General features: G+C 71.4%; 21 protein-coding genes. 15 read left to right on the forward strand and 6 right to left on the reverse strand.

Features of this window, described 5'->3' with window-relative positions; all coding sequences use genetic code 11:
* The first annotated feature begins 132 nt into the window (after window positions 1-132).
* Genes purS through ACPPVT_RS01630 form a run of 4 tightly spaced genes read left to right on the forward strand, consistent with a single transcriptional unit; the run spans window position 133 to window position 3,990 of the window.
* A complete protein-coding gene (purS, locus tag ACPPVT_RS01615) occupies window positions 133-435 on the forward strand; it encodes a phosphoribosylformylglycinamidine synthase subunit PurS (RefSeq protein ID WP_426564837.1) in 303 nt (100 codons plus the stop codon).
* Window positions 435-1,136, forward strand: coding sequence for a phosphoribosylformylglycinamidine synthase subunit PurQ (gene purQ, locus ACPPVT_RS01620; RefSeq protein WP_426564839.1), 702 nt, complete (start codon window positions 435-437; stop codon window positions 1,134-1,136). Before purS ends, purQ begins: the two co-directional genes overlap by 1 nt.
* Window positions 1,133-3,418: a phosphoribosylformylglycinamidine synthase subunit PurL gene (gene purL / locus ACPPVT_RS01625; protein WP_426564840.1), complete on the forward strand. Its 2,286-nt coding sequence runs from the start codon at window positions 1,133-1,135 to the stop codon at window positions 3,416-3,418. Before purQ ends, purL begins: the two co-directional genes overlap by 4 nt.
* Window positions 3,418-3,990 (forward strand): ribonuclease H family protein, encoded by a 573-nt coding sequence (locus ACPPVT_RS01630; protein WP_426564842.1) that lies wholly within the window; start codon window positions 3,418-3,420, stop codon window positions 3,988-3,990. The genes purL and ACPPVT_RS01630 overlap by 1 nt, the downstream gene beginning before the upstream one ends.
* Window positions 3,991-4,084: 94 nt before the next feature.
* On the opposite strand, the gene ACPPVT_RS01635 is transcribed toward ACPPVT_RS01630, so the two are convergent.
* Together ACPPVT_RS01635 and ACPPVT_RS01640 are read right to left on the reverse strand one after the other, a co-directional pair.
* Window positions 4,085-4,375 (reverse strand): hypothetical protein, encoded by a 291-nt coding sequence (locus tag ACPPVT_RS01635; protein ID WP_426564844.1) that lies wholly within the window; start codon window positions 4,373-4,375, stop codon window positions 4,085-4,087.
* A 3-nt stretch (window positions 4,376-4,378) separates the two neighbouring features.
* Window positions 4,379-5,242, reverse strand: a complete 864-nt coding sequence (locus ACPPVT_RS01640) for a thioesterase family protein (protein WP_426564846.1) — start codon at window positions 5,240-5,242, stop codon at window positions 4,379-4,381.
* Between the two features lie 58 nt (window positions 5,243-5,300).
* Here ACPPVT_RS01640 and ACPPVT_RS01645 point away from each other — a divergent pair, with 58 nt between their 5' ends.
* Window positions 5,301-5,672, forward strand: a complete 372-nt coding sequence (locus ACPPVT_RS01645; protein ID WP_426564848.1) for a sterol carrier family protein — start codon at window positions 5,301-5,303, stop codon at window positions 5,670-5,672.
* A gap of 36 nt (window positions 5,673-5,708) precedes the next feature.
* On the opposite strand, the gene ACPPVT_RS01650 is transcribed toward ACPPVT_RS01645, so the two are convergent.
* Together ACPPVT_RS01650 and ACPPVT_RS01655 are read right to left on the reverse strand one after the other, a co-directional pair.
* The gene (locus tag ACPPVT_RS01650) at window positions 5,709-6,479 is read right to left on the reverse strand and encodes a cache domain-containing protein (RefSeq protein ID WP_426564850.1); all 771 of its coding nucleotides are present in this window, start codon (window positions 6,477-6,479) and stop codon (window positions 5,709-5,711) included.
* Between the two features lie 61 nt (window positions 6,480-6,540).
* Entirely contained in the window at window positions 6,541-7,275 is a 735-nt protein-coding gene (locus ACPPVT_RS01655) for a FadR/GntR family transcriptional regulator (RefSeq protein ID WP_426567026.1), read from the reverse strand.
* A 170-nt stretch (window positions 7,276-7,445) separates the two neighbouring features.
* On the opposite strand from ACPPVT_RS01655, the gene ACPPVT_RS01660 reads away from it, so the two are divergent.
* The 7 genes from ACPPVT_RS01660 to purM are packed head-to-tail and all read left to right on the forward strand — an operon-like array spanning window position 7,446 to window position 14,495.
* Window positions 7,446-8,498 carry an ABC transporter ATP-binding protein gene (locus tag ACPPVT_RS01660; RefSeq protein WP_426564852.1) on the forward strand — a complete coding sequence of 351 codons (1,053 nt, stop codon included), beginning with the start codon at window positions 7,446-7,448 and terminating at the stop codon, window positions 8,496-8,498.
* A gap of 33 nt (window positions 8,499-8,531) precedes the next feature.
* Window positions 8,532-9,734, forward strand: coding sequence for an ABC transporter substrate-binding protein (locus tag ACPPVT_RS01665; RefSeq protein WP_426564854.1), 1,203 nt, complete (start codon window positions 8,532-8,534; stop codon window positions 9,732-9,734).
* A 6-nt stretch (window positions 9,735-9,740) separates the two neighbouring features.
* Window positions 9,741-10,604, forward strand: a complete 864-nt coding sequence (locus ACPPVT_RS01670) for an ABC transporter permease (RefSeq protein WP_426567027.1) — start codon at window positions 9,741-9,743, stop codon at window positions 10,602-10,604.
* Window positions 10,605-10,614: 10 nt separating this feature from the next.
* Window positions 10,615-11,421, forward strand: a complete 807-nt coding sequence (locus ACPPVT_RS01675) for an ABC transporter permease (RefSeq protein WP_426564856.1) — start codon at window positions 10,615-10,617, stop codon at window positions 11,419-11,421.
* A gap of 19 nt (window positions 11,422-11,440) precedes the next feature.
* The gene (locus ACPPVT_RS01680) at window positions 11,441-11,776 is read left to right on the forward strand and encodes a hypothetical protein (RefSeq protein WP_426564858.1); all 336 of its coding nucleotides are present in this window, start codon (window positions 11,441-11,443) and stop codon (window positions 11,774-11,776) included.
* A 29-nt stretch (window positions 11,777-11,805) separates the two neighbouring features.
* Window positions 11,806-13,362: an amidophosphoribosyltransferase gene (gene purF, locus ACPPVT_RS01685; RefSeq protein ID WP_426564860.1), complete on the forward strand. Its 1,557-nt coding sequence runs from the start codon at window positions 11,806-11,808 to the stop codon at window positions 13,360-13,362.
* Window positions 13,359-14,495, forward strand: coding sequence for a phosphoribosylformylglycinamidine cyclo-ligase (gene purM / locus ACPPVT_RS01690; RefSeq protein ID WP_426564862.1), 1,137 nt, complete (start codon window positions 13,359-13,361; stop codon window positions 14,493-14,495). Before purF ends, purM begins: the two co-directional genes overlap by 4 nt.
* A 79-nt stretch (window positions 14,496-14,574) precedes the next feature.
* On the opposite strand, the gene ACPPVT_RS01695 is transcribed toward purM, so the two are convergent.
* Window positions 14,575-14,769: a DUF3073 domain-containing protein gene (locus tag ACPPVT_RS01695; protein ID WP_426564864.1), complete on the reverse strand. Its 195-nt coding sequence runs from the start codon at window positions 14,767-14,769 to the stop codon at window positions 14,575-14,577.
* Between the two features lie 120 nt (window positions 14,770-14,889).
* Complete coding sequence (locus ACPPVT_RS01700) at window positions 14,890-15,972, reverse strand: Glu/Leu/Phe/Val dehydrogenase dimerization domain-containing protein (RefSeq protein WP_426567028.1); 1,083 nt, start codon at window positions 15,970-15,972, stop codon at window positions 14,890-14,892.
* 159 nt (window positions 15,973-16,131) lie between these two features.
* On the opposite strand from ACPPVT_RS01700, the gene ACPPVT_RS01705 reads away from it, so the two are divergent.
* From ACPPVT_RS01705 to ACPPVT_RS01715, 3 genes are all read left to right on the forward strand, one after another.
* Window positions 16,132-16,968 carry a hypothetical protein gene (locus ACPPVT_RS01705; RefSeq protein ID WP_426564866.1) on the forward strand — a complete coding sequence of 279 codons (837 nt, stop codon included), beginning with the start codon at window positions 16,132-16,134 and terminating at the stop codon, window positions 16,966-16,968.
* A gap of 168 nt (window positions 16,969-17,136) precedes the next feature.
* Window positions 17,137-17,337 (forward strand): BldC family transcriptional regulator, encoded by a 201-nt coding sequence (locus ACPPVT_RS01710; protein ID WP_345715678.1) that lies wholly within the window; start codon window positions 17,137-17,139, stop codon window positions 17,335-17,337.
* Between the two features lie 165 nt (window positions 17,338-17,502).
* Complete coding sequence (locus ACPPVT_RS01715; protein ID WP_426564868.1) at window positions 17,503-18,468, forward strand: pirin family protein; 966 nt, start codon at window positions 17,503-17,505, stop codon at window positions 18,466-18,468.
* Window positions 18,469-18,499: the final 31 nt, after the last annotated feature.

Consider the following 18,499-nt stretch of genomic DNA (forward strand, 5'->3'; position numbering starts at 1 on the left):
CAATAGGTGCGTAGTGGCGTTGCGCCGCGACAAACATGCGGGCCCGGTGGCGGGGGGGTGGGCCGGAGGTAGGTACGCTGAGCGGACCGCTGCTCGCCCGGCCTCAAGGCCGCCGTCATCTGGAGCGCCTGCATGGGACGCGTCGTCGTCGACGTCATGCTCAAGCCCGAGATCCTCGACCCGCAGGGACAGGCCGTCGCCGGCGCCCTGCCCCGGCTCGGCTTCACCGGCTTCACGTCGGTGCGCCAGGGCAAGCGGTTCGAGCTCGAGGTCGAGGGGGAGGTGACGGACGACGTTCTCGCCGCCGCTCGGGACGCCGCCGCCACGCTGCTGTCCAACCCGGTGATCGAGGACGTCGTCCGGGTGGCCGCCGCCGACGACCACGATCGGGACCACAGCGACGACGACCCGGACGCCTCGGGCGCGGTGGCCTGATGCGGGTCGGGGTCGTCACCTTCCCTGGCTCGCTCGACGACAAGGACGCGGCCCGGGCGGCACGGCTCGGTGGGGCCGAGTCGGTGTCCCTGTGGCATGGCGACGCCGACCTCAAGGGGGTCGACGCGATCGTCATCCCCGGCGGCTTCTCGTACGGCGACTACCTGCGCTGCGGTGCCATCGCACGGTTCGCGCCGGTGATGGGCCCACTGGTGGACGCCGCCCGCGGCGGCATGCCGGTGCTGGGCATCTGCAACGGCTTCCAGGTGCTCTGCGAGGCGCACCTGCTGCCGGGCGCACTGGTCCGCAACGACCACCGCAAGTTCGTCTGCCGCGACCAGACCCTGTCCATCGAGCGCACCGACACCGCCTGGACGAACGCCTACCGGCCCGGACAGCAGATCGTCGTCCCGCTCAAGAACGGCGAGGGCGGCTTCGTCGCCGACGAGCGCACCCTGGACGAACTGGAGGGCGAGGGCCGGGTGGTGGCCCGCTACGTCGGCGACAACCCCAACGGGTCCTACCGCTCGATCGCCGGCATCTCGAACGCGGCCGGCAACGTCGTCGGCCTGATGCCGCACCCCGAGCACGCCACCGAGCCCGGCTACGGCCCCGACCGCCGCACCGGCACCGACGGGCTGGACGGGCTGGCCTTCTTCACCTCCGTGGTGGCGACCCTGGAGGGGTTGGTGCACGCGTGAGCGTCGACACGGTCACGGCCGCGCAGACCAGCCCGGATGTCGAGCAGCCCTGGGCCGAGCTCGGTCTCAAACCCGATGAGTACCAGCGGATCCGCGAGATCCTCGACCGGCGCCCGACGTCGTCCGAGCTGGCGATGTACTCGGTGATGTGGAGCGAGCACTGCTCCTACAAGTCGAGCAAGGTGCATCTGCGCCAGTTCGGCGACAAGACCACGGACGCCATGCGCGAGAAGCTGATGGTCGGCATCGGCGAGAACGCCGGCGTCGTCGACATCGGCGACGACTGGGCGGTCACCTTCAAGGTGGAGAGCCACAACCACCCGTCGTACGTCGAGCCGTACCAGGGTGCGGCGACCGGCGTCGGCGGCATCGTGCGCGACATCATGAGCATGGGTGCTCGTCCGATCGCGGTGATGGACCCGCTGCGGTTCGGTGCGATCGACCACCCGGACACCCACCGCGTCGTCCCGGGGATCGTTGCGGGAGTAGGCGGCTACGGCAACTGTCTCGGGCTGCCCAACATCGGCGGCGAGGTCGTGTTCGACCCGTGCTACCAGGGCAACCCGCTGGTCAACGCGTTGTGCGTCGGCTCGATGCGGCACGAGGACATCCACCTGGCCAACGCCTCTGGCGCCGGCAACCTGGTGATCCTGTTCGGCGCCAAGACCGGCGGTGACGGCATCGGCGGAGTCTCGGTGCTGGCCTCGGAGACGTTCGACTCGACCGGCCCGAGCAAGCGGCCGGCCGTGCAGGTCGGCGACCCGTTCGCCGAGAAGGTGCTCATCGAGTGCTGTCTGGACCTGTTCGCGGCCCGGGTGGTCGAGGGCATCCAGGACCTCGGCGGCGCCGGACTGTCCTGCGCGACCAGCGAGCTGGCCAGCAACGGGGACGGCGGCATGCAGGTCTGGCTGGACCGGGTCCCGTTGCGGGACAACACCTTGGCGCCCGAAGAGATCCTGATGAGCGAGTCGCAGGAGCGCATGATGGCGGTCGTCACGCCCGGGCACCTGGATGAGTTCATGGCGATCACCGACCGCTGGGACGTCGAGGCGACCGTGGTCGGCGAGGTGACGACGACCGGCCGGCTGGTGATCGACTGGCACGGCGAGACCGTGGTCGACGTCCCGCCGCGCACTGTCGCGCACGACGGGCCGGTGTACGAGCGCCCGTTCGCGCGTCCGGCGTCGCTGGACGCGCTGCAGGCCGACGTCCCGACCGCGCAGCGCCTGGCCCGCCCGACGTCCGGCGACCAGCTGCGGGCCACGCTGCTCCAGCTGGCGTCCTCGCCGAACCTGAGCAGCCGCGCCTGGGTCACCGACCAGTACGACCGCTACGTGATGGGCAACACCGCGCTGGCCATGCCGGACGACGCCGGCGTGGTCCGGGTGGACGAGGAGTCCGGCCTCGGAGTGGCGATCTCCACCGACTGCAACGCCCGGTTCGCCGCGCTCGACCCGTACGCCGGCGCGCAGCTGGCCCTGGCCGAGGCCTACCGCAACGTGGCCACCGCGGGCGCCGTCCCGCTGGCCGTCACCGATTGCCTGAACTTCGGCTCGCCCGAGGACCCGGGCGTGATGTGGCAGTTCGCCCAGGCCGTGACCGGGCTGGCCGACGGCTGCCAGGCGCTCGGCGTCCCGGTGACCGGCGGCAACGTGAGCCTGTACAACCAGACCGGCGACGTGGCGATCCACCCGACCCCGGTGGTCGGCGTCCTCGGCGTACTGGACGACGTGGCCCGCCGGACGCCGTCCGGATGGCGTGACGCCGGTCAGGTGATCTACCTGGTGGGGTCCACCCGCGACGAGTTCGGTGGGTCGTCATGGGCGGACGTCGTGCACGCCCACCTCGGCGGCCTGCCGCCGAGGGTCGACCTGGAGGCCGAGCGGGTGCTCGGCGAGATCCTGGTCGCGGCCTCGCGGGACGGCATGGTGGACGCCGCGCACGACCTGTCCGACGGCGGCCTGGCGATCGCGCTGGCCGAGGGGTGCCTGCGCTACGGCGTCGGCGCCCGGGTCTGGCTGGACGAGCTCTGCGAGCGGGACGGCATCGACCCGTTCGTGGCGCTGTTCAGCGAGTCGACCGCGCGGGCCATCGTGTCCGTGCCCCGGTCGGAGGAGGTCCGCTACACCGACATGTGCACCGCGCGAGGCGTGCCGCACCTGCGGATCGGCGTGGTGGACGACGAGAGCCAGGCGCTCGACGTCCAGGGCCAGTTCGTGCTTGAGCTGGACGAGCTGCGGGCCGCGCACGAGGCCACCCTGCCCGCCGTCTTCGAGCTCTGATGGACGACTGGTCAGCCGAGCAGTTCTCGCTGTTCGACGAGCCGCCCGCCCGGCGCGTTCCGGCTGAACCCGTTGCGGCGCAGGACGTCCAGCAGTACGAGGTGGCAGTTGATGGCTCGGCCGTCGGGTCGAACCCGGGCTTCGCCGGCTGGGGCTGGTACCTGAGCCCGCAGTGCTGGGCGGCCGGATCGCCTGAAGGTGGCGTCGACACGAACAACCGGATGGAGCTGATGGCGCTGCTGCGGTTCCTCGAGGTCACCGCGCACCGTCCGCACGACCGGGTGACGATCTTCCTGGACAGCCAGTACGCGCTGCAGTGCACCACGCTCTGGTGCCACAGCTGGGCGCGCAACGGGTGGAAGACCAAGGAGCGCACCGACGTCAAGAACGTCGACCTGATCAAACCGGTCGTCGAGCTGCTGCGCACGCGGACCGCGACGGAGCTGGTCTGGACGAAGGCGCACGTCGGTCACGTGCTCAACGAGGGCGCAGACACCGCTGCCCGCGGCGCCGCCGAGGCGACCAAGGTCGGGGCACCGGTCCCCACCGGCCCCGGCTGGACCCGCGACTGACCCTTGCTCCCCTCGCCCCGCATTACTCAGCTCAGACCGCCTCGAAGACCCGTCAGAGCGGTCTGAACGGAGCAAGGACGACCCCGACCGCGACCTACCAGGTGGCAGCAGGCTTCGCGTCGTACGCCGGGCTGCTGCCTTCGATGCTGCGCCAACCGCTGGGGGAGTAGGTCCGCAGCACCTCGCCACCGCGATGCACCCGGACGACCAGCACCCCCTGGTCGGTCATCAGGTACCCCACGCCGGCCCGGTCGCTGGACACCGAGAAGGTGACCACGTCACCGCTGGCGTCGGTCAGCACGACCTGGTCAGCGGCGACATCCGTGGGGGCCTGCTCGCTGCCGGTGAGCCCGTCGTCGGTGAGCGTCAGGTAGAGGTCAGCCATCGCCTACTCCTTGGGTCTGGGTCTGGGTCTGCGGTGCGGGATGCGGATACCGGCAAGCTGGTGGCCGGTGGCGACCAACCGGCCGCGAGAGTCCCAGATGTCGCAGGTCTCGTCGAACATCGACCCCTCGATGAGTCGGGCGCGCTGCCGGACGACGACCGGCCCCGGCGACGGAACCGCACGCACCCAGGTCGACAGCTGCATGGTCGGCACCCAGCCGCCCAACCCGAGGTCGAAGGTGGCCGGCGGCAGTGCGTCGACGCCCTGGAGCAGGGCGAGCGGGTCGAAGTGTCGACCGTCGGCGAACCCCAGGTAGCCGCGCAGCTCGCCCTGCCCCGACGGCTTGCCGTCCACCCAGCCCAGGCAGGACGGATCAAGCCGCTCGTCCAGCACCTCCATGATCGGCACCTGGAAGCCCGGCCCGTCGACGGTCAGCCGGACGCACCCGGTCATCGGCGGCAGCGTGGCGGCGAGAACCCCGTCGTGCACCGGCTCGGAGTCCGGGTCGAGCCGACCGCAGGTGACCAGCGCCTCGGCCCGCAGCTCGCCGTCCGGCGTGGTCAGGGTGACGCGGGCGGCGGTCTGGGTGCGCCCGGCACGCAGCACGCTGACCGCGAGGTGCACCTCGCCGACCGGGACCGGTGACAGGTAGCTGGCGCTGGCGGCGATCGGGTGCGGCAACGGCGGGCGGTCAACGGCCCGCCGGTCCGCACCGACCGCTTCGACCGCAGCGCGGCCGAGCAGCGCCAGCACGTAGCCGCCGTTAGTGCGCCCGGCGATCGACCACTGCGGGTCGATGGTGGCGGTCCAGCGGCTCGGGTCGTCGGTCGCGGTGACGGCCGTGACCTGGTCGAAGCGACTCGTCATGGCGCCCATCCTGCCGGGCCGCGACCGCACCGTCGGTACCGGGTGCGAGCATCGAGGCGTGCCAACCCGACGACGCCGAACCGATGTCGAGCAGGGCGCTGCGGCCGTCCGGGGCTGGGCCGCCGACCCGGCCGCGGCCGACCGCTCGACGGTGGGCACCGCCGTCCGCTTCACGCTGGAGGAGCTGGCCGCTCGTGCCCCCGGTTCGTCCGTGGAGGTGCGGGTGCCGCCGTTCGGCGTGACCCAATGCGTGCAGGGGCCGAGGCACACCCGCGGAACGCCCCCGAACGTCGTCGAGGCGGACGCCGCCACCTGGCTCGCGCTGGCCACCGGCGCCCTCGACTGGGCCGGCGCGGTGGCAGCGGGCCGGCTGCAGGCAAGCGGCGAACGGGCCGACCTGTCTGCCTGGCTACCCCTGGTGCCGCCGTGACACGGCCGCGGCTCAGCCGCGCAGCGCCGCCGCGGCTCAGCCGCGCTGCACCAGCACCGCGAGCGGCACGTTCGCGCAGCGCAGCAGCTGCCAGTCGGGCTCGCCGGTGGCGCCGTCCCGCATCCACTCGGCGACCGGCACCTCGCGGACCAGGTCGCCGGTCACCCAGCCGGCCCCGGACGCCGTGACGACCCGCCCCGTCGCGCTGACCAGCGCCGCCGAGCCGGGCAGCCGAGCCAGGCTCGGCAGCACCCGGGCCTCCAGGGCGCGGACGAACAGGTCCGCGCCGACGACCCCGACCAGCTCGCCGTCGGCCATCACGGGTTGGGTGAAGGTCAGCGTGTACTCGTCGGTGCACAGGTAGTCGACGTACGGGCCGGTCAGGTGCGGCAGCCCAGTGGCCTGCGGTCCGGTGAACCAGGCGAGCGCGGTGTAGTCACGGAAGTCATCCGCCACCGGGTCGGTCTGCACCTGCAGCTGGGTGATCTCGGGAGTCGCCGCGTCCGGGTCGGTCGTCCACCACTGCAGCCAGTACGGGACGTCGGACAGCGCGTCGTGCGCGGCGACGAACCCAGCGCCGGCCAGCGGCAGGTCGGGCAGCCTGAGCATGGCGGCGGCCAGGTCGTCGATCCCGAGCTCACCGTGCGTGGGACGCCTCGGCCCGGTGAAGCTCATGCCGACGGCGAGCCGGAGCCCGTCCAGCAGTCCGTGCACCTGGCCGCCGATGGCGTCGGCCGCGGTCACGACGTCGGAGGCCGTCACCGAGCCGGTGCCGGGCGCGCCGGTCACGCTGGAGGGGTTGCTCACCGTTCCATCATCCACCGTGGCGGCCTCGCGGTCAGGAATTGGTCGCCGATCGGACCCCGGCTCACGAGCGGCTGACCTCGAGGTGCAGCGCCCGGACGGCGGCGAACATCTGCCCGACGTGGTCCTCGGCGGCCGCGCGGGCGGCTGCCCCGTCGCCGGCGGCCAGAGCGCGGTGCAGCCGTCGGTGCACCTCGCAGGCGGCGTGCACGGCGTCGTCGCCGGAGTAGGGCAGCCACAGCACCGGGCCTACCAGGCTCTGCAGCCCGATCTCCTCCCGGGTCAGCCGGGCCGACTGCGCGCCGGCGGCCAGCTCGAGGTGGTACTGGCCCTCGGCCCGCCGCCGGGCGCCCGCGTCCTTTGCGGTGGCGAGCCGGTCGTTGGCGGCCTCGAGCCGAGCCAGGTCCTGGTCGTCGGCCCGGTCGGCGGCAAGCCGGGCACAGGCGCCGCTGACCGCCGCGTAGTGGTCGGCGAGGTCCCGCAGCTCGCCGACGCTGAACGTGAGCAGCCGGGCTCGCAGCACCGAGGTCGCGGCGTCCGTGGGGGCGCACACGAAAGAGCCGCCGCCACGCCCGCGCCGGGTGCGCACCAGCCCCTGCTCGCGCAACGTGGTGAGCGCCTCCCGCACCGTCACGGTCGAGACGCCGAGCCGCTCGGCGAGGTCGCTCTCGCTGGGCAGCTGCTCGGCGTCCGGGAGCAGCCCGAGCGCGATCGCGTCGGAGAGCCGGCGGCTGACCGCCTCGGCGCGCCCGCTGGGTTCGAGCGGCGAGAAGACCGCGGCGCGGGCCCGTGAGGACATGTGGGACGGAGCGGACGCCGAGCTGCCGGTCGCGCTCACGTGCCCCTCCTGCCTGGTCGGTCACGAAACGGTAGCGGTCGGGTCGGAGTTCCCCGGAGCCCTTGCGCGTTGACCTATGAAGTCATAGGTTCACGCCCGTGTCCAGCCCTGCACCCCATAGCGAGACCTCGGTGACCGACCCCGCCACGACCGGCCCGGCGATCCGGCTGCGCGGCCTGGTGAAGACGTTCGGCGTCGGCACCTCGCAGGTCACCGCCGTGGCCGGGGTCGACCTCGACATCGTGGACGGCGAGTTCCTCACCCTGCTCGGACCCTCCGGGTCCGGGAAGACCACCGTGCTGCGGATGATCGCCGGCTTCGAGCTGCCCACCGAGGGCACCATCGAGCTGGCCGGCCGTGAGGTGACCCGCGTCCCGCCGTTCGACCGCGACGTCAACACCGTCTTCCAGGACTATGCGCTCTTCCCGCACATGAGCGTCCTGCAGAACGTCGAGTACGGGCTGCGGGTCAAGGGTGTGGCCAAGGCCGAGCGCCGGCGGCGGGCGGTGGACGCCCTGGATGGCGTCCGGCTGGGCGACTACGGCCAGCGCAAGCCGGGGCAGCTGTCCGGCGGCCAGCGTCAGCGCGTCGCGCTGGCCCGCGCCCTGGTCAACCGCCCCAGGGTGCTGCTGCTGGACGAGCCGCTCGGGGCCCTCGATCTCAAGCTCCGCGAGGAGATGCAGGTCGAGCTCAAGGTGATCCAGCGCCAGGTCGGCCTGACCTTCGTGTTCGTCACCCACGACCAGGAGGAGGCGCTGACCATGTCCGACCGGATCGCCGTGTTCCACGACGGCCGAATCGAGCAGGTCGGCACGCCCGCCGAGATCTACGAGCGACCGTCCAGCCCGTTCGTGGCCGGCTTCGTCGGCACGTCCAACCTGATGAAACCTGCTGCGGCACAAGCGATCCTGGGTCGCAAGGGCACCTGGTCGGTGAGGCCGGAGAAGGTCCGGATGGTCAGCGAGGAGGAGCCGGCCGGCGCCGACGAGCGATCTGCCGACGGCACCGTCGCCGAGGTGGTCTACGCCGGCGCGGCCACCCGCTTCCTGGTTGACCTGGACGCCGGCGCCCGGCTCACCGTGCTCCAGCAGAACCTGCACACCTCGTCGATGCAGGTGCAGACCCTGCGTGGCACCAGAGTCCGTCTGCTCTGGCGCCGCGAGCACGAGTTCCAGCTCGACTGATCACGTACGACCGACAAGCGAAGGAGATAACAGATGGCGACCAAGCGTCGTACGGCATTCGTGGCCGTGGGGGCAGTCGTGGCGCTCGCGATCGCCGGGTGCGGCAGCAGCGACGGCGACTCCGCCAGCGGTGGCACGCGCGCCAAGCCGCCGAGCATGAAGCCGCTGGCCAGCCTCGGAGCCGGCGAGGGCGCGGTCAACATCCTCGCCTGGGCCGGCTACGCGGAGAACGGCACGACCGACCCGGCGGTCGACTGGGTGACGCCGTACGAGAAGGCGACCGGCTGCAAGGCGAACGTCCAGGTGGCCAACACCTCCGACGAGATGTTCGAGAAGATGGGCACCGGCGACTTCGACGTCGTCTCGGCCTCGGGTGACTCCTCGCTGCGGATGATCTACGCGGGCAAGGTGGCGCCGGTCAACACCTCGCTGCTCACCAACTGGGCCGACATCGCGCCGTTCCAGAAGGCCCAGCAGTGGAACTCCGTCGGCGGCGTGGACTACGGCATCCCGCACGGCTGGGGTGCCAACCTGCTGTCCTGGCGGACCGACAAGGTCAAGCCGGCCCCGGACTCGTGGAGTGTGGTCTGGGACCAGAACTCGCCGTACAAGGGCAGCATCGGTGCCTACGACTCCCCGACCTACCTGGCGGACGCAGCGCTGTACCTGATGGCCACCAAGCCCGACCTCGGCATCAAGAACCCGTACGCGCTGGACCAGAAGCAGTTCGACGCCGCGGTCGCGCTGGCCACCCAGCAGAAGTCGATCCTGTCCGGCTACTGGTCGTCGTACACCGACGCGCAGAAGGCGTTCACCAACGGCACGTACGTGCTCGGCACCTCCTGGCAGATCATCGTGAACCTCGCCCAGGCCGACAAGGCACCGGTGGACGCGACGCTGCCCAAGGAGGGCTCGACGGGTTGGGCCGACACCTGGATGATCGACGCCAAGTCGAAGCACCCGAACTGCGCCTACCTGTGGATGAACCACATCACCACGCCCAGCGTTCAGGCGCAGGTCGCCGAGTGGTTCGGCGAGGCTCCGGCCAACCTGAAGGCCTGCACGCAGACCACGGACGCCGGGCACTGCAAGGTGTTCCACGCGGACGACGAGCCGTACTTCAAGAAGATCTGGTTCTGGGCCACGCCCCAGTCCGACTGCCTCGACGGCCGCACTGACACCAAGTGCATCCCATACTCGGAGTGGACGAAGGCGTGGAGCACTCTGCGCAGCTGAGACAGCCTGCGGCGCCGTCGGCTGTCCGCCCACCTGTTCCGCAGTACGCGCACCCGGCTGGCCACTCTGCTCGGGCCGCCCGTGCTGTGGCTCGGCCTGATCTACTTCGCGGCCATCTTCTCGCTGCTCTCGACCGCGTTCTTCAGCGTCGACGAGTTCACCAACGCGGTGGTACACACCTTCACCACCGCCAACTTCGTGGACGTCTTCACAGAGCCGGCCTACCTGCGCGCGACGCTGCTGACGGTGGGGATCGCGCTGTCGGTCACGGTCCTGTGCGTCTGCCTCGGCGTGCCGATGGCGTTCTTCATGGCCAAGATCGCCAGGCCGCGCTCGCGCGGGCTGCTGGTCGCACTGGTCATCACGCCGCTGTGGGCGTCCTACCTGGTCAAGGTCTACGCGTGGCAGGCGATGGTGCAGCCTGGCAAGGGCGTGATCGCGTGGCTCGGCCAGCCGTTCGGCCTCGACGGGCCGGGTTTCGGCCGGGTGGCGATCGTGCTGACCCTGACCTACCTGTGGCTGCCGTACATGATCCTGCCGGTGTACGCCGGGCTCGAGCGGCTGCCGGACTCGCTGCTGGACGCCTCCGGTGATCTCGGCGGGCGGACGTGGCGGACCCTGCGCAGCGTCGTGCTGCCGCTGACCTACCCGTCCATCGTCGCGGGCACGATCTTCACGTTCTCGCTGAGCCTCGGTGACTACATCACGGCGCAGATAGTCGGCGGCAAGGTGCAGATGCTCGGCAACATCGTCTACCAGAACTACGCCGCGAACCTGCCCTTCGCCGCGACCATCGCGATCATCCCGATCGCGATCATGCTGATCTACCTGGCCCTGGTCCGTCGTACCGGCGCGCTGGACAACCTGTGAGAGGGACGACGTGAACTTCTCCGGCCCCGCCCGCTGGGCGTTCCGGCTGGCCATGGCGCTCGGGCTGGCCTTCGTCTACGTGCCGCTGGCCGTCGTGGTGATCAACTCGTTCAACGCCAGCACCGTGTTCGCCTGGCCGCCGCAGAGCTACACGCTGCACTGGTGGCAGTCGGTGTGGGGCAACACCGGGGTGCGCGAGGCGATCCTCACCTCGGTCAAGGTCGGCCTGATGGCCACTGCGGTGGCCATGACCCTCGGCGCCCTGCTGGCGTTCGCGCTCAGCCGGTACAAGTTCTTCGGCCGCCAGACCCTGTCCTTGCTGGTCATCCTGCCGATCGCCCTGCCCGGCATCGTCACCGCCCTGGCGCTGCGCACCGCCTTCCGGACCATCCTGTCGATCGAGCTGTCGATCTGGACCGTCGTGGTCGCGCACAGCACGTTCTGCATCGTGGTGATCTACAACAACGTGATCGCGCGGCTGCGGCGCCTGGGCACCAGCCTCGAGGAAGCGTCGATGGACCTGGGTGCGGACACGTTCACCACGTTCCGCCGAGTGACCTTCCCCAACCTGCGAGGAGCGTTCCTGGCCGGTGGCGTACTGGCCTTCGGGCTCTCGTTCGACGAGATCGTGGTGACCCTGTTCACCGCGCCGCCCGGGGTGACGACACTGCCGATCTGGATCTTCCAGAACCTGTTCCGGCCGAACCAGGCGCCGGTGGTCAACGTCGTCGCGGCCGCGCTGGTCATGCTCTCGGTGATCCCGATCTACATCAGCCAGCGGCTGGCCGGCGAGTCCACCGGCGGTGGGCGGATCTGAGGCGGGTTACCGTCGGTGCGTGAACGAGCAGCCCGACACCGAGTCGTCCGACACCGAGTCGCCCAGCACCAAGCCGCCCAGCACCGAGTCGTCCAGCACCAAGCCGTCGCAGCACCCCCAGCCCGGGCAGACCCGGCTACGGGTCACCCGGGCGCCGCGCTACGGCAGGTTCCTGCTGACCGGCGCGGCAGTCGGCGTGCTGGTCGCACTGGTGGCCGGCCTGGCGGGCCCGGTGGGCGCCGACAGCGGCCGCGGGGCCCTCGTCGGCTACCTGGCTCTGCTGCTGGGCCTGTTGGGTGGTCTGCTCGGCGGTCTCGCCGCGATCGTCGTCGAGTGGGTGTCCCGGCGCCGCTAGGAGCACCTCGGCTGTGCGACACTCGTCAGGTGGCACGAGGCGACGGGCTGCTGACCCATGACCTGCTCCCCGGCGAGAAGTCCCCGCAGGACGCCTGTGGCGTCCTGGGGATCTGGGCCCCCGGGGAGGAGGTGGCCAAGCTCACCTTCTACGGGCTGTACGCGTTGCAGCACCGCGGCCAGGAGTCGGCCGGCATCGCGACCAGCGATGGACGCCGCCTGCTCGTCTACAAGGACATGGGCCTGGTCGCGCAGGTCTTCGACGAGACCGCCCTGAACTCCCTGGCCGGGCACCTGGCGATCGGGCACACCCGGTACTCCACGACCGGCGGCAGCGTCTGGGAGAACGCCCAGCCGACGCTGGGCAACACGGCCGGCGGCACGGTCGCCCTCGCGCACAACGGCAACCTCACGAACTCCGCCGAGCTGCGCGACGTCGTCCAGCAGCGCTACGGCGCTCAGGCCGCCGGTGAGCTGTCCCGGGGCAACACCACCGACACCGCGCTGATCACCGCGCTGCTGGCCGGCGACCCCGACCACAGCCTGGAGTCCACCGCACTGGAGATCCTGCCCGAGCTGCGCGGCGCGTTCAGCCTGGTCTTCATGGACGAGCACACCCTGTACGCCGCGCGGGACCGCAACGGCGTGCGGCCGCTGGTCCTCGGCCGCCTGGAGCGCGGCTGGGTGGTGGCCAGCGAGACCCCGGCGCTGGCGACGATCGGCGCGAGCTACATCCGCGAGATCGAGCCGGGCGAGCTGGTGGTGATCGACGCCGACGGCCTGCGCTCCTCGCACTTCGCCGAGCCCGACCCGAAGGGCTGCGTCTTCGAGTTCGTCTACCTGGCCCGGCCGGACACGACAATCAGCGGGCGCGTCATGCATGAGGCCCGGGTCGAGATGGGCCGGCTGCTGGCCGCCGAGCACCCGGCCGAGGCCGACCTGGTGATCGGCGTCCCGGAGTCGGGCACGCCCGCCGCGATCGGGTACGCGGAGGCCAGCGGCATCCCGTTCGGCCAGGGCTTCGTGAAGAACTCCTACGTCGGGCGCACGTTCATCCAGCCCAGCCAGACGATCCGCCAGCTCGGCATCCGGCTCAAGCTCAACCCGCTGACCGAGGTGATCCGCGGCAAGCGGCTGGTCGTGGTCGACGACTCGATCGTGCGCGGCAACACCCAGCGCGCCCAGGTGCGGATGCTGCGCGAGGCCGGCGCGGCCGAGGTGCACGTGCGGATCTCCTCGCCACCGATCAGCTGGCCGTGCTTCTACGGCATCGACTTCGCGACCCGGGCCGAGCTGATCGCGACCGGCCTGGGGGTCGAGGAGGTGCGCGCCAGCATCGGCGCCGACAGCCTCGGCTACATCAGCGAGGACGGCATGATCGCCGCGACGAACCAGCCCAAGGACCGGCTGTGCCGGGCCTGCTTCACCGGCCAGTACCCGATCGAGCTGCCGCACGCCGACCAGCTGGGCAAGAACGTGCTGGAGACGCTGCCCGGGCTCGAGGTCGGCCCAGCCGGGATGCGGGACGCGGACGGCGTACCGACCGGGTTGTCCGGGGGCGCCCCCGACGCGCTGTCCCGCCCGTGACCGCGGACCGGACCGGCGCCGTGGCGCCGGTGACCTATGTGGGCGCCGGCGTGGACACCGAGGCGGGCGACCGTGCCGTCGAGCTGATGAAGGAGTGGGTCGCCAAGACTCGCCGCCCTGAGGTGGTCGGTGGGCTCGGTGGCTTCGCCGGCCTGTTCGACGTCAGCGCGCTCAAGACCTACCGGCGACCGCTGCTGGCCACCAGCACCGACGGTGTCGGCACCAAGGTGCAGATCGCCCAGCGGCTCGACATCCACCACACGATCGGCTTCGACCTGGTCGGCATGGTGGTCGACGACATCGTCGTGGTCGGCGCCGAGCCGCTGTTCATGACCGACTACATCGCCTGCGGATCGGTCGTCCCCGAGCGCATCGCGGCCGTCGTCCGGGGCATCGCGGAGGCCTGCGTGAGCGCGGGCTGCGCGCTGGCCGGCGGCGAGACCGCCGAGCACCCGGGCCTGCTGGCGCCGGGTGAGTACGACGTGGCCGGTGCGGTCACCGGGGTCGTCGAGGCGGACGACGTACTCGGTCCCGAGCGGGTGCGCAGCGGCGACGTGCTGGTCGCCATGGCGTCGTCCGGGCTGCACTCGAACGGGTACTCGCTGGTCCGGCGGGTGCTCGAGGTGTCCGGGCTAGGCCTGGAGCAGCACGTCGACGAGCTCGGTCGGACCATCGGTGAGGAGCTGCTCGAACCGACCCGGGTGTACGCCCAGGACGTGCTCGACCTGGTTCGAGGAGGCCGCGGCGACGGCATCGACGTGCACGCGGTCAGCCACGTCACCGGCGGCGGTCTGGCGGCCAACCTGGCGCGGGTGCTGCCGCGCGGCCTCGAAGCGGTCGTGGACCGCTCGACGTGGACGCCGGGCCCGGTCTTCGGGCTGGTGCGGCGCCTGGGTGCCGTCCCGCTGGACGACCTGGAGCGCACGCTGAACCTCGGCGTCGGCATGATCGCTGTGGTCAGCCCGGACAGCGCGGATGCCGCGGTCGCTCGGCTCACCGCGCGCGGCCTGCCCTCGTGGGTGCTGGGCAGCGTCGGACCGGCGGACGGCAGCCGTCAGGACGGCGATGTGACGCAGGGCGCGAAGGGCGTGGACGGCGGAGCCGTCCGGATGGTCGGCGTCCAGGCCGTCTGACCTGCGACGCCCGCGAAATGGGCCCCGTCAGCTGGTGACAGGACCCATTTCGAGGGAAGTCGAGTTGGAGCGGACGAGCTCAGCGCTCGCCGGAGGCCCAGCTCTGGTAGTCGTCCTCGTCTTCGTCGGAGGGCGCAGCCCGGTCCGGCTCGGTATACGAGGGTGAGTCAGCGTGGAGCTCACGCTGGAGGGCAGTCAAGTCGGTGCTGGGGCTGTAGTACTTCAGCTCCCGGGCGACCTTGGTCTGCTTGGCCTTGGCGCGGCCGCGACCCATAGCGTCGACCCCCTCATGCGTCGACCGGGGCGGCGAGATGCGGCCCCGGAATTGTGTGATCTCGTCGTGAGGACAACGGTACATCGTCTCCGGGGGTTCCACCTACCCGGCGTCGACCGCTCATCGGCGGCCAGGCAGGAACAGCCGCTCGTTCGGCGCAACGCCGGCGATCCGACGCTCGGCCAGGCGGTCCGCAGCGACCGACGGGGCCACGTTCTCCTCGTCCGCCTCGCGCAGCACCGCGGCGGTCGCGTCGAAGATCCCCAGGGTGCGCTCGCGGGCCCGCTCGAACGAGAAGCCGCGCAGCTCGTCGGCCACCTGGATGACCCCGCCGGAGTTCACGAGGTAGTCCGGCGCGTACGTGATCGCGCGGGCCAGCAACTGGTCGGCGACGGTGGAGTTCGCGAGCTGGTTGTTCGCCGCACCGCACACGATCTGCGCCTTCAGGCCGGCGACGACCTCGGTGGTCAGGGCGCCGCCAAGGGCGCACGGGGCGTAGACGTCGAGGTCGGCCAGGACCAGCTGGTCGGTCGTGGCGGCGACGATCACCTGAGGGTGCTGACTCTGCACCCGGGCCAGCGCCGCCGGCGAGACGTCCGCGATCACGACGTCCGCGCCGTCGGTGACCAGCAGGTCGGTGAGCAGGTGCCCGACCTTGCCGACCCCGCTGATCCCGACCCGGCGTCCGGACAGCGTGGGCTGGCCCCACCGGTGCGCCGCGGCCGCGCGCATCCCCTGGAACACGCCCAGCGCGGTGAGCACCGAGGAGTCGCCCGCGCCGCCGTCCGCCTCGCTGCGTCCGGTCACGAAGTCGCAGGTCTGCGCGACGACGTCCATGTCCGCGACGTAGGTGCCTACGTCGCACGCCGTCACGTAGCGCCCGCCGAGGCTCTGCACGAAGCGGCCGTAGGCGCGCAGCAGCTCGGGGGTCTTGTCGCGGGCGGGGTCGCCGATGATCACGGCCTTGCCGCCGCCGTGGTCGAGGCCGGCGACCGCGTTCTTGTACGTCATGCCGCGCGAGAGGTGCAGCACGTCAGCCAGCGCGGCCTGGGTGCTCGGGTACGGGTAGAACCGCGTGCCGCCCAGGCCCGGCCCGAGCGCGGTGCTGTGCAGCGCGATGATCGCGCGCAGTCCGCTGTCGGGGTCGTGGCAGAAGACCACCTGCTCGTGGTCGGCCGCGAACGCGTCGCTGCCGTCCTCGATCGGCGGGTGGGTGGTCGGGCTCCCAGTCACGGTCACGGTAGTGGCTCCTCAGGTGTGCCGGGGTGATCGACCCTCGTGAGGTCGACACCCGCCGTCCGGGGGGTCTGCGACCCCGTATGCCTCCAGCCTAGAACTGTCCGGAGGTGACACTCTGGGGGTGTGCCCACCGTGACCCGTCGCCCGCCGTACCAGGCTCACCTGCGGGTGTACGAGCCGGTCGCCACGATGCCTAAGGACCAGCGGCGTCGCTGGACGGCGTATGCGGCGAACGCTCCGCCGCCGGCCGAGGTGGAGGCGCAGCTGTACGCCGATACGGTTCGCCGGCTCGCCGGCCGCCCGCCGGTGCCGGTGCCGGTGACCGAGAGCACGCACGGCCTGGTGATCGAGCAGGACGGCGCGCTGTACGTGTGCCCCCTGCAGCCGCGGCTGCAGGTCTGGACCCGACTCGGCGCCCCCGACGCGCCGGGTGAGCTGCTGCCGGGGGAGGGCGTGGTGCCGCCGGCGCTGCGCGAGCAGGCCGCCAGCGACCTCGCCGCATTCACCCGTTCGGGTGGTGATGTGCGCCTTTTCTCCCGTACTGCGGCCTGGCACGTGCCGGTGTCGTGGTTCGTCCCGTTCGCCGCCGACGAGCGTGAGCTGACCGTCGGCGAGCATCCCTCGCTTCGCTACCGGACGGCGATGTCGTCGGCTCGACGTCGTGCGGCAGTAGGGCTTCGGGCCGCGCGCGACGGTCTGGGCGAGATCGACGTGGTGGACGAGATCGAGCAGGTCGCGCGCTGGATGGAGGATTTCCACCCGCTCAGCCTGCTCGAGCTCGACTACGGCGGGCTGGCGACGCTGTTGGACGCCGAGCATCTGACCAGCGATGATTCTGCTTCGGACGTCGCGGAAGGTCTTGCCGCGCTGTCCGAGGGGGATGCGACGTCCGCGGCGGCCGCGTATCGGCGGTGGACGACGCGATGGCATCGGGTGCAGCTCCTGTCCAGAGCCTGCTGAGCCGGAAGATCGTCGGACTAGTCACCTTGTGGCCGGAAGCACCGTGTAACTAGTCCCGACGGTACGGAACACAATGATCCGTCCATAATGTTCCCTCAAAGCAGTAAAGGGGGCATCCTTGTATCAGCAACCGCGTCGACCGACGCGGGCCATCTGAAGGAGTAAGTCATGGCCACCAAGAGCCCCGACGCGCAGTCGCTGCTGACGCCGGCCGAGGTTGCGGCCCTGTTCCGCGTAGACCCCAAGACCGTCACGCGTTGGGCCAAGGCGGGCAAGCTCACCTCGATCCGCACTCTCGGTGGCCACCGTCGCTACCCCGAGGACGAGGTTCGCCAGCTGCTCGCGGGGATTCCGCAGCAGCGCAGCTGAGCAGTCCGTACCTGCACCGACGGCGCCGTCCACCCTGTGTGGCCGGCGCCGTCGTGCTGCCCGGGCCCGTACTGCCCGGCTCGAGCTCGACCGCACAAGGTCACGACTTAGGCGTAATCCACCCAAAGCGGTGCTCGGCCCTGGTGCGAGCCGTAGGGTGGTTGTGTGAGCAATCGTGAGGTGCACCCGACCGAGACCATCTCGGTCTCCGACCCGCCGCACGCCCCGGTGCTCGAGCTGCTCGACGGCCGCGAGGTCCCGATCAGCAAGACGAACCTGGTCAACCGCACGCTGCCGCACCGTGAACGACGGATGGTCGGCGCCTGGTGCTTCGTGGACACGTACGGGCCTGATGCCGTGATCACCATGCCGGGCATGCGCGTGCCGCCGCACCCGCACCTGGGCCTGCAGACCGTGAGCTGGCTGCTGGACGGTGCGGTGGACCACCGCGACAGCCTCGGCAACCACCAGCTGGTCCAGCCGGGGCAGCTCAACCTGATGACCGCCGGCCGCGGCATCTCGCACTCCGAGGAGTCCCCGGCCGAGCGGCCGCCGTGGTTGCACGGCGCCCAGCTCTGGATCGCCCTGCCGGAGGAGTCCCGGCACGTCGAGCCGCGCTTCGAGCACGTCGAGCAGCTCCCGGTGGTCCAGCTCGGCGCCGTCACGGCGACCGTGCTGGTCGGCTCACTGGGCGGCGCGACCAGCCCGGCTCGCGTCCACTCCCCGCTGCTCGGGGCGGACCTGGAGGTGGTCGGACCGGGAATCGTCCCGCTGGATGCCGGTTTCGAGCACGCTGTCGTGGTGCTGCGCGGGCGCATCGAGGTCGAGGGCGTGGCCGTCGAGCCCGGTCGCCTGCTCTACCTGGGCAGCGCGCGGGACCAGATCGAGCTGTCCTCGCTGGACGGCGGCCGCTGCCTGCTGCTCGGCGGTGCGCCGTTCGAGGAGCAGATCCTGATGTGGTGGAACTTCGTGGCGCGAACCCACGACGAGATCGTCGCCGCCCGGCAGAAGTGGATGGGCGGGCTGGACGGCGGGTCCGTGTTCGGGCGGGTCGAGGGGTTCGACGGCGGCCCGCTGCCAGCCCCTGAGCTGCCCGGGGTGCCGCTCAAGCCGCGGGGTCGGGTGCGCTGACCGCAGGGAATTGCAGGACCTGGTCCTACAC

The sequence above is a fragment of the Angustibacter sp. McL0619 genome, assembly GCF_049994355.1.
Taxonomy (GTDB): domain Bacteria; phylum Actinomycetota; class Actinomycetes; order Actinomycetales; family Angustibacteraceae; genus Angustibacter.

Excerpts from the sequence above, each read along its gene's own strand:
- purS (WP_426564837.1), top strand. The coding sequence starts at position 133 with ATGGGACGCGTCGTCGTCGACGTCATGCTCAAGCCCGAGATCCTCGAC.
- purQ (WP_426564839.1), top strand. The coding sequence starts at position 435 with ATGCGGGTCGGGGTCGTCACCTTCCCTGGCTCGCTCGACGACAAGGAC.
- ACPPVT_RS01630 (WP_426564842.1), top strand. The coding sequence starts at position 3,418 with ATGGACGACTGGTCAGCCGAGCAGTTCTCGCTGTTCGACGAGCCGCCC.
- ACPPVT_RS01635 (WP_426564844.1), bottom strand. The coding sequence starts at position 4,375 with ATGGCTGACCTCTACCTGACGCTCACCGACGACGGGCTCACCGGCAGC.
- ACPPVT_RS01640 (WP_426564846.1), bottom strand. The coding sequence starts at position 5,242 with ATGACGAGTCGCTTCGACCAGGTCACGGCCGTCACCGCGACCGACGAC.
- ACPPVT_RS01655 (WP_426567026.1), bottom strand. The coding sequence starts at position 7,275 with ATGTCCTCACGGGCCCGCGCCGCGGTCTTCTCGCCGCTCGAACCCAGC.
- ACPPVT_RS01665 (WP_426564854.1), top strand. The coding sequence starts at position 8,532 with ATGGCGACCAAGCGTCGTACGGCATTCGTGGCCGTGGGGGCAGTCGTG.
- ACPPVT_RS01695 (WP_426564864.1), bottom strand. The coding sequence starts at position 14,769 with ATGGGTCGCGGCCGCGCCAAGGCCAAGCAGACCAAGGTCGCCCGGGAG.
- ACPPVT_RS01710 (WP_345715678.1), top strand. The coding sequence starts at position 17,137 with ATGGCCACCAAGAGCCCCGACGCGCAGTCGCTGCTGACGCCGGCCGAG.